This is a genomic window from Desmospora profundinema (assembly GCF_031454155.1).
GTDB classification, from domain to species: Bacteria; Bacillota; Bacilli; order Thermoactinomycetales; family DSM-45169; genus Desmospora; species Desmospora profundinema.
Genome location: NZ_JAVDQG010000006.1, coordinates 37,301 through 50,707 on the forward strand (window position 1 = coordinate 37,301; position 13,407 = coordinate 50,707).

The 13,407-nt window shown below is 56.3% G+C and carries 10 protein-coding genes; 9 read left to right on the plus strand and 1 reads right to left on the minus strand.

What is annotated here, in order from left to right:
• Positions 1–265: 265 nt before the first annotated feature.
• Complete coding sequence (locus JOE21_RS13090) at positions 266–1,600, plus strand: phytoene desaturase family protein (RefSeq protein WP_309867007.1); 1,335 nt, start codon at positions 266–268, stop codon at positions 1,598–1,600.
• Positions 1,569–2,435 carry an RNA polymerase sigma-70 factor gene (locus JOE21_RS13095; protein ID WP_309867011.1) on the plus strand — a complete coding sequence of 289 codons (867 nt, stop codon included), beginning with the start codon at positions 1,569–1,571 and terminating at the stop codon, positions 2,433–2,435. Before JOE21_RS13090 ends, JOE21_RS13095 begins: the two co-directional genes overlap by 32 nt.
• Positions 2,436–2,720: 285 nt before the next feature.
• Here the strand turns inward: JOE21_RS13095 and JOE21_RS13100 are convergent, their stop codons facing one another.
• Positions 2,721–3,632 (minus strand): 1,4-dihydroxy-2-naphthoate polyprenyltransferase, encoded by a 912-nt coding sequence (locus JOE21_RS13100; RefSeq protein ID WP_309867013.1) that lies wholly within the window; start codon positions 3,630–3,632, stop codon positions 2,721–2,723.
• Positions 3,633–4,148: 516 nt separating this feature from the next.
• Here JOE21_RS13100 and JOE21_RS13105 point away from each other — a divergent pair.
• The 7 genes from JOE21_RS13105 to JOE21_RS13135 all read left to right on the plus strand — a co-directional run bounded on the left by JOE21_RS13105 (position 4,149) and on the right by JOE21_RS13135 (position 13,391).
• Positions 4,149–5,561 (plus strand): isochorismate synthase, encoded by a 1,413-nt coding sequence (locus tag JOE21_RS13105; protein WP_309867016.1) that lies wholly within the window; start codon positions 4,149–4,151, stop codon positions 5,559–5,561.
• Positions 5,558–7,318: a 2-succinyl-5-enolpyruvyl-6-hydroxy-3-cyclohexene-1-carboxylic-acid synthase gene (menD, locus tag JOE21_RS13110; protein WP_309867019.1), complete on the plus strand. Its 1,761-nt coding sequence runs from the start codon at positions 5,558–5,560 to the stop codon at positions 7,316–7,318. The genes JOE21_RS13105 and menD overlap by 4 nt, the downstream gene beginning before the upstream one ends.
• On the plus strand, positions 7,309–8,121 hold the full coding sequence (gene menH, locus JOE21_RS13115; RefSeq protein WP_309867022.1) for a 2-succinyl-6-hydroxy-2,4-cyclohexadiene-1-carboxylate synthase: 813 nt from the start codon (positions 7,309–7,311) through the stop codon (positions 8,119–8,121). Before menD ends, menH begins: the two co-directional genes overlap by 10 nt.
• 257 nt (positions 8,122–8,378) lie before the next feature.
• Complete coding sequence (gene menB / locus JOE21_RS13120) at positions 8,379–9,197, plus strand: 1,4-dihydroxy-2-naphthoyl-CoA synthase (RefSeq protein WP_309867025.1); 819 nt, start codon at positions 8,379–8,381, stop codon at positions 9,195–9,197.
• Between the two features lie 133 nt (positions 9,198–9,330).
• Positions 9,331–10,821, plus strand: coding sequence for an o-succinylbenzoate--CoA ligase (locus JOE21_RS13125; RefSeq protein ID WP_309867447.1), 1,491 nt, complete (start codon positions 9,331–9,333; stop codon positions 10,819–10,821).
• On the plus strand, positions 10,818–11,927 hold the full coding sequence (menC, locus tag JOE21_RS13130; RefSeq protein ID WP_309867027.1) for an o-succinylbenzoate synthase: 1,110 nt from the start codon (positions 10,818–10,820) through the stop codon (positions 11,925–11,927). The genes JOE21_RS13125 and menC overlap by 4 nt, the downstream gene beginning before the upstream one ends.
• Before the next feature lie 780 nt (positions 11,928–12,707).
• Complete coding sequence (locus tag JOE21_RS13135) at positions 12,708–13,391, plus strand: DUF6875 domain-containing protein (RefSeq protein WP_309867029.1); 684 nt, start codon at positions 12,708–12,710, stop codon at positions 13,389–13,391.
• Positions 13,392–13,407: the final 16 nt, after the last annotated feature.

Genomic DNA, 13,407 nt, shown 5'->3' on the forward strand with positions numbered 1-13,407 from the left:
ATAAAAATGTAAAACTTGACTTTGATGATGCGCATAGCATCCATTGGACTGCTCAAGAGAATCACCTCATAAAAAAAGAGAGATCCCTATTCGGCCTCTCCCCCTAAAGACCATTTATATCCTTGATAGCCGCTTAACCACTCGAAAAGAGTGGTTTTTTTGTGCCATCGACTCCCATTCGAAGAAGATATTCATGATGAACTGTCACAAATCCCACGCCTCATTCGTCATAGGGAGTGAACACAGAAGAAAGGGGAAAAGAATAATGAAACCCTATGACGTAGTGGTGGTTGGTGGAGGCGTTTCGGGGTTGGCTGCATCGGTTTATTTGGCTCAAGAGGGTTATTCCGTGGTTGTGTTGGAAAAATCGGATCAGCTTGGCGGCCGAGCCATCACGGTGAAAAAAGGCGGGGCGTTGTTCAATCTGGGGGGACATGCGTTATACCGGGAAGGAGAAGCGTATCAAATTTTGGGTGAATTGGGTGTCATGCTTCCGGGAGGCGTACCGGATACAAAGGGAATGGCCATATGGAAAAACCGTTTATATCCGATTCCATCCGGCCCGTTATCGTTTTTGACTTCCCCATTGCTGTCCGCATACGGAAAAATGGATTTCGTCCGTTTTCTCATCCGGTTGAATCGAACCGATCCCCAAACTCTCGCCCTAATGAGTTTACAGGAGTGGGCGGAAAAGGAAATCCGTGATCCGATGGCTCGTCATCTCTTTTATGCGATTTGCCGGATTGTGACGTATTCTAACGATCGGTCCCGCCTGCCTGCCGACGTGGTTTACAAACAGTTGACGCAATCATTGAAAGGCGGGGTCTTCTATGTGGACGGGGGGTGGCAAACGATTGTCCGCGGATTGCGGAATCAAGCAGTACAGCTTGGAGTCTCCATCCGTAACCGCCATTCCGTTACCAGTATTGAACCGATGGAAGAAAAGCTTCGCATCCGTCTGACAGACGGTGGAACGATGGAAGCCCCCACTGTTCTTACAACCGTCGGACCGGAGCAAACGTACCGGATGGTAAAAGAAGCGGATCGAACGGCGTTGGGGCTATGGAAGCAAAAAGCTCGTCCGCTGATGGCTGCCTGTCTGGATCTGGGACTGAAGCGGCTGCCCAAACCCAATCATCACTTGGCGATCGGGCTGGACCAGCCGATTTTCTTCACCAATCATTCCAGAGCGTCGTCCTTGAGTGAGGACGGAACCATCGTTGTCCATCTTATTCAATATCTCGATGAAGAAATCGGCAACCCGAAAGCGAACGAACGGCAACTGGAACAAATCATGGATTTGCTGCATCCCGGATGGCGGAACGAAGTTGTTGCGAGACAGTACCTGCCGCAAATCGCCGTGATGAACGATATGCCCAGGGTGGGTGAACGGATGCTCTTCGGGCCGACCGTACCGGAAGTGCCCGGTCTCTACATTGCTGGGGACGGGGCAGGGCATGGTGAGATGCTGGCCGACGCGGCACTTGCCAGTGCCAAACGGGCCGCTCTTGAAATCCTGCAAAAGCGTCCGGTTCATGGATCTCATACCAAAGATGGGATGGATTCACTTGGATATAGAAACGTTGTATCGCTCTCATAAGCCCTTGCTGTTTTCCCTCGCTTATCGCATGTTGGGAAGCGTGATGGATGCAGAGGATATCGTTCAGGAAGCGTTCCTTTCCCTCGACGATGTCCCTCCGGAAAAGATTCGCAACGTAAAAGCTTATCTGTGTAAAATCGTCACCAACCGCTCGATCGATCGGCTGCGATCGGCCAGTAAACTGCGTGAGCAATATGTGGGTCCGTGGCTGCCGGAACCGTTAGTCTTCGAAACGGATGAACAGGATGACCCGTTTCAACAATATCTCCGCAAGGAGTCGATTTCGACGGCCTACCTGCTTTTGTTGGAGCAGTTGACATGGACGGAGCGGGTGGTGTTCTTACTGCGTGAAGTGCTTCACTACGATTATGAGGAGATCGCGGAAATCGTAAACAAAAGCAGTGCCAATTGCAGGAAAATTTTTAGCCGGGCTAAGAAAAGCCTCGGCTATGAGCCGGATCGGAGCGAATTTCCCGACTTGAAAAACCATCCGTTGGTGGAGCGGTTTAATCACGCCCTTACGACGGGGAATACCACGCAGCTGTTGGAATTCTTGTCGGCCGATGCGGTTCTGTTTACGGATGGTGGAGGAAAAGTGAAATCCGCCCTTCGTCCCATTTTTGGAGCGGATCGGATTACCCGCTTTTTCACGGGAATTCGTCCTTCCGCCCCTGCGGATCTGTCTTGTCAGATCCGATGGGTAAACGGACAGCCGGGGATTGTAGCCCGCGTAGGCGGTCAGCTTCAAGGGGTTTTCTCATTTGATATCGTAAAAGGTCGCATTCGCTCCATCTATCTGGTGACCAACCCTGACAAGCTCACTTGCCTGTCGTGAGTGCATATTTTCCTGAAACGACACAGGGGGCCGCGGTTTTCTTTTCAAGGAAAACCGCGGCCCCCTAGGGCGTATCTGAACAATCTGCAGGGCGGATCCCGGGTCGGTATGGCTGTCTTCGTTTCGTTGCAAAAAGCGCATAGCGAGACCGGGAGCGAAGCAACTAGGCGAGACTTGTGCTCTGTGAGTGCAAAGGCGAACCAAAGGCCATACCGACCCTCGCTTCGACTCACGGAAGATGGAATGACCAGATACGCCCTAAAGCAGATAAAGAGCAAACGTGTGTCACAGAGTGTATCCCAAAAACAATCCCAAAGCCATCAAGAAGCCGAATTGAGTGTTCAGCTGGGCGGTGGCTTTCATCGCCGGCATCATTTCCGTATTGCGTGTCTTGCCGTGAAAGCCCCTGGAGGCTTGAACCGCCTTGGGAAGACTGAGAATGACCAACAGTAGCCATCCGGGGGCGGCTTTGGCCAGAATCAGAAGAAGGACCCAGAGATAGGCGGTGGCGAACATGCCCGTCAGAAAACGAACCGCTCGTTCATGTCCCAGCAGGATGGCCAGGGTGCGTCGGCCGTTCTGCTCATCCCCCACTCGATCCCGGATATTGTTGGCCATCAGGATGGCTCCCACGAGCACGGCGGCGGGGAAGGAGGCGAGCATGCTGAACCAGGTCAGCTGCTCCGTTTGAATGAAAAAGGCGATCTGAATAATGACAACGCCCATAAAAAGTCCCGCCGTCAGTTCCCCGAAGGGGGTGTAGGCGATGGGGACCGGCCCTCCGGTGTAAAAGTAACCGGCGGCGATACAGACCGTTCCAATTGCAGCCAGCCACCATGTGCTTTCCATACAGATGTAGATGCCCAGCACCACAGCGGCGATGCAAAACCCGACAGCGATGGCCATCACCGTCCGGGGGGCGATCCCGTACCGGACGATGGCCCCTCCGATCCCCACGGAATCTGCCGTATCCAGCCCCCGTTTGTAATCGTAATATTCATTGAACATATTGGTGGCCGCCTGAATCAGGATGGAGGCGACCAGCATGGCCGCCAGCAGCGGAAGATGAATCTCCGTGTGCGGGATGGCCAGGGTGGTGCCGATCAGGACGGGCACAAAGGAAGCGGTTAGGGTGTGTGGACGCAGGAGTTGCCACCACACCTTCCACCCGGTTTGTGCCGGTTGTGATTGTTCCAAGTGGTCTCTCCCCTTTGTACGGATCAAACGCCTTCATTATACCGTGTGAACGGGTGGACTTCCAGTGATGGTGCATGTGGGAGAGCGTGACGCGGGGGCACGAGTCTCGCCATGTTACTTCGTTTCCCGGTCTCGCGATGCACCTAGGGACTGGATCATTCAATTTTTCGTGAGAAAAAGAGAGGGTCGGTATGGCTGGCGGAGAGCCTTTGCACTCACAGAGCACAAGTCTCGCCTCGGGTCACTTCGTTTCCCGGTCTCGCGATGCACTCACAGAGCATAAGTCTCGCCTGGGGTCACTTCGTTCCCTGGTCTCGCTATACCTGTACGTTGGTAGAAATCGGCCTATGATTTCGGTATACTAAATGAGAATGCAACAAGAGCATGGACGTGGAAAACGGGGGGAACCCGCGGCAAAGAGAAACCGTCGACCTCCCCGTGGTGAAGTCGCCTCGTCGGAGGCGTTTTTTCTACGTGTGGACAACCGTGCTTCGGAATGGAAGTGGGGGAACCGTTGTGTCGACGATAAAACAATTGGAGGGTTGGGCGGGTTGGGGCCAGGCGATGGCTCTGGCGCATCAACACGGACAGTCTGTGCTGGCCAGCCGCACCCTACGGGTGGAACAGGTGGATCCCTTGGCTTTCTTCGCGGCAGGTGCGGATGCTCGCGGCGGAGAGCGGGGGGTGTTCGCCGATCCGGACGGGAGCCTCATCCTGGTAGGGGTGGGAGTTTGTGACCGGATTGAATCCCAGGATCGATCCCGGGGACGTTTTGCGGAAGTGGAACGGGAGTGGCGTCGCCGTTTGGACCGGCTGGTGACGGAAGGGCCTCAGATCAGGGGAACGGGTCCGCTGCTGATGGGTGGATTTTCCTTTGATCCGGAACAGTCAGGGACCGAACCGTGGAACGCATATGCCTCGGCCTCTTTTGTGCTCCCGGCTTTTTTGCTCACGGTCCGGCCGGACGGATGTTGGCTGACAGTCAATCGATGGGTCAGTCCAGGGGAAAACGGTGAAGAGACGGCTCGGGAATGGGAACGGGAACAGGCGGAACTGTTGAAGAGTGCCCGGCGTGTTCGCCATTGGGAATGGCCTGCCGAGTGGGAGACGGAAGAAGTGGCACCCCTTCACTGGAAGGAGACGGTCCGCCGATCCGCTGCCGATATTCGTCAAAATGCCCTGCGTAAGGTGGTGTTGGCGCGGCAGCTCCGTCTGAAAGCATCCCGCCCCTTTGTACCGGAGCCCACACTGGCCCATCTGCACCGGGAACAATCAAACAGCTATCTGTTTGCGTTTGAACGGGGATCCGCCTGTTTTATGGGAGCCTCTCCGGAACGGTTGGTCAAACGGGAAGGGGATCGCCTGTATTCCACCTGTATCGCCGGTACGATCCGCCGCAGCGGGGACCAGGAGGAAGACCGGCGGCTGGGTGCTCAGCTCCTTCACGACCCCAAAAACCGAGAGGAACACGCGGTGGTGGTGGACATGATCCGTGCGGCGTTCCAACAAGAATGCCGGACCATCGAGATTCCGGAAGCCCCTTCGTTGTATACGGTGCGCAATATGCATCATTTGTACACGCCGGTGACGGGACATGCCCGCCCGGGAAGCTCGCTGTTGTCCGTCGTGGGCGGCATGCATCCCACTCCCGCTGTGGGTGGATTTCCTCAGGCCGATGCCGTCGCCATGATTCGGGAGCGGGAGGGGATGGATCGCGGCTGGTATGCGTCTCCTGTCGGTTGGATCGACCAGAGGGGGGACGGGGAATTTGTGGTGGCTATTCGTTCCGGTCTGCTGAGGGAAGAAACCGCCATCCTCTTTTCCGGATGTGGAATCGTCGGTGATTCGGATCCCGACAGCGAATATGAGGAAACCCGGATTAAATTTCAGCCCATGCTGTCGGCATTGAAGGGGGCGGGTGAGGGATGAGCGGGGATCAGACGTTGGCGGCTTATGTGGGCGCGTTCGTGGATGAACTGGCCAAAAGCGGATTGCGCCATGCGGTGGTCAGCCCTGGTTCGCGCTCCACGCCTTTGGCACTGGCCTTGGAGGCTCACCCGGACCTGCGGGTTTGGCTGCATGTGGATGAACGCTCGGCCGGCTATTTCGCTTTGGGATTGGCCAAAGCGGAGGGGAAGCCGGCTGCTTTGCTGTGCACATCGGGAACGGCGGCGGCCAACTACTTTCCCGCCGTCGTGGAAGCCAAACTGGCCCGGGTCCCCCTGGTGGTGCTTACGGCGGATCGTCCCCACGAATTGCGGGATGTGGGGGCGCCGCAAGCGATCGACCAACTGGGGATGTTCGGCACCCATGTCAAGTGGTTTACGGAGATGGCGATCCCTGACGCAGGCGTCTCCCTGCTGCGTTACATACGGGCCACCGCCTGCCGCGCCGTCGCTGTTGCCGGGGGAGGTCCAATGGGGCCGGTCCATCTCAATTTTCCTTTTCGCGAACCGCTGGTACCGGATCTTTCTTCCCCGGACTGGTATCAAAAGGGGGAACGGGCCGCCGCCTATATACAGGTGGTGGAGGAACCGCGGCAGGTGTCGAGGAAAGAAGCGAACCGTCTGGCGGAGGTTTGCAGCGGCAAGCGGGGCCTGATCGTCTGCGGTCCCCAGGATGATCCGCAGCTGCCCGACGCCCTGGAGGAGTTGGCCGGTGCCACCGGTTTTCCGGTGCTGGCGGATCCGCTTTCCGGTCTGCGGCGTGCCGGCCAAGGGGAGGCCGTTTTGGACGGGTATGATGCTTTCCTGCGTGCGCCGGAAGCCCGTACATCCTTGGTGCCGGAGGTGGTGCTCCGATTTGGGGCGATGCCGGTCTCCAAGACGTTGACCCAGTATCTTACAGCTTATGCCGAGGTTCCCCAGATGGTGGTGGATTCCGGTGAAGGCTGGCGGGATCCGGCTTTGGTTGCAGCGGGGATGATTTATGCGGATCCGGTGTCGCTGGCACGGAAGGTGGCGGCTGCGATCAAAGAACCGGCTCCCGATGCATGGTTTCGCACTTGGCGGAAGCTGAATCAATCGGCCCGGGAGACGATGGAGCGGGAACGGGAGCGGGAAGAATTGTCCGAAGGTCGGGTAATCCCGGAGTTGGTCGACCTGTTGCCGGAGGGGAGTCTCCTCTTTGTCGGAAACAGCATGCCGGTACGGGATCTGGACAGTTTTTTCCTGCGTCCGGGGAAAACGCTTCGGACTCTGGCCAACCGGGGGGCCAACGGTATCGATGGCGTGGTTTCCACTGCCTTGGGTGCTTCCGTCGCCCATGATCGGACGGTACTGGTGGTGGGGGATCTCTCCTTTTACCACGACCTGAACGGTCTTTTGGCCGCCAAACTGCACCGGCTGGATGTCACGGTGGTGGTCATACACAACGACGGGGGCGGGATATTTTCCTACCTGCCGCAAGCACAGGGGGATCCCGGGTCGTTTGAACGGTTGTTCGGCACCCCGATCGGTCTGGATTACGAACCGGCCGTCCGTATGTTCGGGGGGGTGTTCAGCCGGGTGGAATCCTGGGGAGCGTTCCGGGAAGCAGTGGGCCGTTCCTTGGAACAGGGAGGATTTCACGTCGTCGAAGTACCGACGGATCGGGCCGCCAATGTGACCATGCACCGCGAACGGTGGGACCAGGTGGCTGCGGATGTGGGTCGCTTTTTCCGGGAGGAGGGATCCCGATGGAGCTGACGGTGGATGGATTGCAATACCATGTGGAAGTGGATGGGGAAGGGCCGGCGTTGTTACTGCTGCATGGCTTCACCGGGTCGGTGCGGACGTGGGATCCATGGGTGGACCGCTGGTCCGCCCGCTGGCGACTGGTGCGGGTGGATCTGCCCGGTCACGGTCAGAGCGCGGTTCCGGCGGATCCCGGCCGGATCGCGATGGAACGCGTATGCCGCGACTTGGCGGGGATTCTGGAGCAGCTGGGAGCAGAACGTGCCCACGTGCTGGGTTATTCCATGGGTGGCCGAACCGCCTTGTCCTTTGCTCTGCTGCATCCGGAGCGGGTGGCTGCGCTGGTGTTGGAAAGCGCTTCCCCCGGCCTGGCGGGTGAAGAAGAGAGACGGGAACGGGCGACCCGGGATGAAGTCCTGGCCCGCCGGATCGAAGTGGAGGGAGTGCCCGCCTTCATCCGGTGGTGGGAAGAAATCCCCCTCTTTGCCAGCCAGAAGCGGCTTCCTACCGAGATCCGGGAAAGGATTCGTGCGGAACGGTTGTCCCACAGTCCCGCCGGGTTGGCCGCCAGTCTGCGAGGAATGGGAACGGGGATACAGCCTTCGTGGTGGGACCGGCTGGATTCGCTTCACCATCCTGCTCTTTTGCTGGTGGGGGAAGAGGACCGGAAGTTTTTCGAAGTGGCACGCCGCATGAAAGCCCGCCTCCCCTGTGCCCATCTGGAGATAGCAGCGGATGTGGGACATGCCGTCCATGTGGAACGGCCTGATTTTTTTGGTACAATAGTGACGGACTTTATTTTAAAGAACCGCTAGTACAGGATCGCAGAATGATTCACCTACAGAGCGACTCGGCAGTGGGGAAGGCGTCCTTTGTGCCTTCATCTTCGAATAAACGTAAGATCAATCTGGAAGCACTTACAGCACCCATCTTGCGATGCACCCCCGCTGCTGGTCGTGCATTCCCCTGTTGTGTGATTACATAATGAAGCGATCTGGTCTGCGTACCGAAGGAGGAAGCCCTTCCAGGACGACAATTTAGAGGAGCTTCGCCCAAAAAAGGAGGAAGAAAAATGGCTGTTGAGTGGAAGAGCCTTCGTCAATACGAAGATATCAAATACGAATATTATAACGGGATCGCCAAGGTTACGATCAACCGTCCGGAAGTGCGCAACGCATTCCGTCCCCAGACGGTGATGGAGATGATCGATGCGTTTTCCCGCGCACGGGATAATGCCGAGGTCGGGGTGATCATCCTGGCCGGTGAAGGGGACAAAGCCTTCTGTTCCGGCGGGGATCAAAAGGTGCGCGGTCACGGCGGGTACGTGGGGGATGATGAAATCCCGCGTCTCAATGTACTGGACTTGCAGCGGCTCATCCGCACCATTCCCAAACCGGTGATCGCCATGGTATCGGGTTACGCCATCGGGGGCGGTCATGTGCTGCACGTGGTGTGCGACTTAACCATTGCCGCCGACAATGCCATCTTCGGCCAGACCGGACCCAAGGTGGGCAGTTTTGACGCCGGTTACGGTGCCGGATACCTGGCTCGCATCGTCGGCCACAAAAAAGCCCGGGAAATCTGGTATCTCTGCCGGCAGTACAATGCCCAGGAAGCCCTGGACATGGGCTTGGTCAACACCGTGGTTCCTTTGGAGAAATTGGAGGAAGAGACCATTCAGTGGTGCGAAGAGATCCTGGAGAAGTCCCCGACGGCACTTCGCTTCCTGAAAGCATCCTTCAACGCGGACACCGATGGATTGGCGGGTCTCCAGCAGATGGGCGGCGACGCCACGCTCCTCTACTACACCACCGATGAAGCCAAAGAAGGACGGGACGCCTTTAAGGAAAAACGGAAGCCCGATTTCGGGAAGTTTCCCCGTTTCCCGTGATATGGACCACCCCAAACGGGGTGGTTTTTTGTCCGTTAAGGAAAGTGGTTGGTCGCGGTTTAGGTATAATGGAGAAAAGCGGCTCCTTAAACAGTGGTGTGGACGTAAAGAGGTGGATCGTGACATGGAGCAGATGAGTAACGAAATGCCGCACTGGTTGACGAAGCGGGCGTTTCTTACCCCTGATCGGGAAGCCGTTTCCGACGGGAGGAGGAGCTGGAGCTTTTGGGAGCTGAAGGAGCGGGCACGGGATGTGGCCCGCCGGTTGGCCCGGTTGGGTGTGGGCCGGGGGGATCGGGTGGCCGTTCTGATGGACAACCATCTCGATTATGCCGCATGGATTCATGCGATTTCCTTCCTGGGTGCGGTGGCGGTTCCGCTCAATACCCGCCTCGCCCCGGCGGAATGGGGATGGCAAGTGGCGGATGCGGAAGCGAAGGTGTGGGTATTTGACGAGTCGCTGGAAGAACGGGTATGTGAAGCAGATGAAGCCGGTTGGGAGGCAGTACGGATCTCCCGCCAGGAAATAGCGTCGACTTCTCCGGCGGAAGTGGAGCTGGTGGAGCGAATTTGCCTAACCGATCCAGCCACCATGATGTACACCTCCGGTACCACCGGCCGCCCCAAGGGCGTTATCCTGACCTATGGCAACCACTGGTGGAATGCGATGGGCTCTGTCCTCAACCTGGGATTGCAGGAGGATAAGTGGTTGGCCTGCGTTCCCCTGTTTCATATGAGCGGTCTGTCCATTTTGATGCGCGGAGTGATCTACGGGATGGCGGTGGAAATACAGGCGGGTTTTGATCCGGCAGAAGCCAACCGGTCCATCCACGAGCGCGGAGTCACCATCGTATCCGTGGTGAGCAACATGGCGGCACGGATGTTGGATGATCTGGGGGAGCAGACGTATCCCCTTTCGTTTCGGTGTTTGCTGCTGGGCGGGGGGCCGGCCCCCCGCCCATTGCTGGAACGGTGCAGGGATAAGGGGGTGCCAGTCTTTCAAACTTACGGCATGACGGAGACGGCATCACAGGCGGCCACCCTGTCGCCGGAGGGCAGTTTGGCTAGGCTGGGATCGGCGGGTAAGCCGCTCTTTCCGGGAGAACTCACCATCCGCAAGGGGGATCAAACGTTGCCTCCCGGTGAAGAGGGGGAAATCGCCGTACGCGCCCCCTATGTTACTCCAGGGTATTGGAAGCGGCCGGATGCTACCCGGGAGGCCATTCGGGACGGGTGGTTATACACAGGGGACATCGGGTATGTGGATGAACAAGGATTTTTATATGTGCTGGACCGGCGCAGCGACCTCATCCTGTCGGGTGGAGAAAATGTCTACCCGGCTGAAGTGGAGGCGGTACTCTTATCCCACCCCGCTGTGGCGGAAGCGGGGGTGGTGGGAAAAACCGATGCCCGCTGGGGAGAAGTGCCGGTTGCGTTTGTCGTCCTCCGGAGCGAAGGGGGGGTGGACGAGCAAGTTTTGATCCGGCACTGCCGGGAACGGCTGGCCCGATACAAAGTGCCTGTCCAAATCATCTGGACGGATGCGCTGCCCCGCAATGCCTCCAATAAAGTGTTGCGGCGAAAGTTGAAAGCAAAATTGGAACAAAGGATGAACGAGGGATGAAAGCGGAACGAATTCGGCTCCACCACATTCGGATGCAGTTAAAACAGCCCTTTGCAAACAGTCTTACCACAGTGACCGACCGTGATCTCATCCTCGTCGAATTGCTGACGGCGGCCGGGGTAACCGGATGGGGGGAATGTGTCGCTTTCGACACGCCTTGGTATACGGAGGAGACGGTGGGAACCGCCTGGCACATGATGGAGGATGTTTTGATGCCGTTGTTGAGCGATACATTGTGGGACCATCCCGATCAGGTATCGGAACGGTTTGATGCGGTTCGCGGAAACCGGATGGCCAAGGCCGCCCTGGAAGGAGCCGTGTGGGATGCCTATGCCAAGGAGCAAGACATCTCCTTAGCACAAGCGTTGGGCGGGGAACGGGAGCGGATCCCGGCGGGAGTGGCTGTGGGGACCAACGCTTCCGTCGACGAGATGTTGCGGCAGATCGAAGAACGGGTAGCGGAGGGGTATCGCCGGGTGAAGGTGAAGGTGGGTCCCGGTGCCGACGTGGACGTGATCGCCGCGATCCGGGAGCGCTTTCCCGCACTGCCCTTGATGGCCGATGCCAATTCGGCGTATACGTTGGAAGATATCCATCATCTGAAGCAGCTGGATCCTTTTGAACTGATGATGCTGGAACAGCCGTTGGCGGCCGATGATTTGGTGGATCATGCCCGCCTGCAGCAGGCGTTGTCCACTCCGATTTGTCTGGACGAAAGCCTTCTCAGCCGGGAAGATGCCCGTCGGGCATGGGAGCTGGGGAGTTGCCGGGTGGTCAATGTGAAACCGGGTCGGGTGGGGGGGCTGAGCGAAGCGCGTCGCATCCATGACTTTTGCGGAACGCGGGGCATCCCGCTGTGGGTCGGGGGGATGCTGGAATCCGGGATTGCCCGGGCGCACAACATCGCGTTGGCATCGTTGCCCCATTTTACCCTGCCTGGAGATCTCTCCGCTTCGGCCCGCTATTGGTACCAGGATCTGATTCATCCCGAAGTGACGGTGAGGGAAGGATTCATCACAGTTCCAAACGGCCCCGGAATCGGTTTTGAAGTGGATGTGGAACGGGTAAACCATTTGCGTGTTAGACGATCCGACCGAATGCTGTGAGCCTTTTTTTGAAAGCAAATCATACAGGTTTTTTCGCACGTAAAAGCCACTAATGAGTCGGCATCTCATTAGTGGCTATAGGCCCACGGTGGGGCAGTTCTCAAGACGTTCTCTCTTGCCCTTATTATACACGTTTCATGGGAGCATATTCAACTTTCAGTAAAAACGGACGTGGTATGATATCCGTCCGGTATATTTTAGCTTCCAAAATAAATGGCGATGCGTAAATAAACATCGGAAAGCGGGACATCCCCCTGGAGGTTGGGGGGCTGGAATCTGGGACACCCGAACGTACAACGGAACTTTGCATCATGTCCCACTTCACCTTGGCAGGAGATCTCTTTGCTTTCGGCAAGAATTCATCACTGTGCCACAAAGTCCTGGAATCGGTTTTGAAGTGTATGTGGAACGGGTAAAGACTTGGGTGTTCGATGATCAACCCAAATGCGGTGATGCTTCCTCTCCTAAACACAGATGCTGCAGTTTTAGAAACCTGTACACCATGTTGATCCCATCAATCCCCGTGGGGAGACTCTCCCCACGGGGATTGATATGAGAAGGATTGTGGCCGGAGGAGAGAGTTTGACTCATCGAGTACCAGTCTCACAAAGATCACGAGAAGTAAAATGCAAATCATCAGCTTAAAATACGAAGCGATATGTGAGTTATAAATCGTATCTCCTCTAAAAATAGTTAAAATTTTAAAATTAAATTGACCTTTATCAATCACTATCATAAAATAGAATTGGTTTTAAAATATAATCCAAAAGAGGTGAAAAAATGAAATTGGATTGTAAGCAAGGTTATACTCTGGATGAAGTGAAACTTTTTTTAAGTCACCAAGAAGCACTAAAAAAAGCCTATGACTATGTTGTCAACTTTGCTGCGAAACCTCATCCGGAAAGGGGCAAGCCTGGGGCCGTCTGCCCGTTTCTTCCCAAGGCGATAAAACTGGACACGATTTGGATGGCTGTCGTGGATAAACAGACGCCTAACCGAGAGGAGATCATAGGGGATTTGGAACATTATATCGAATGGTTTAAGCATATCAATCCCCTGACCGGGGAGGAGCGAAGATACAAATCCCTCATCCTGATTTTCCCCGGAATCGGAGAAAACGAGGCGCCAACGTTGATTGATTCCATACATCAAATGTACAAGCGGCACTTGGTTTACCATGAGCTGATGATCGGCGATTTTCATGCACTTAGTACCACTCCCGGTCTGTACAATCCAACCTTTTATCCGTTACGCAGTTCGGTTCCGATGATTGCCATTCGCTATCTGATCGAGGAAGATTTGCCATTCTTGACTCAACCGTTTGATCCGCCGGAAGTTCGCATACAATTTCTGGAGGGATACCTTCATTCCTTGGGAGACACACTCTCCACTCACAGTCGGACAACGGCGGAATCGGCATTGGCTCAAGCAAGAGGAGAACGAACAAAATCTTCCATGAAGTAACCAAGTCTAAGGAGGC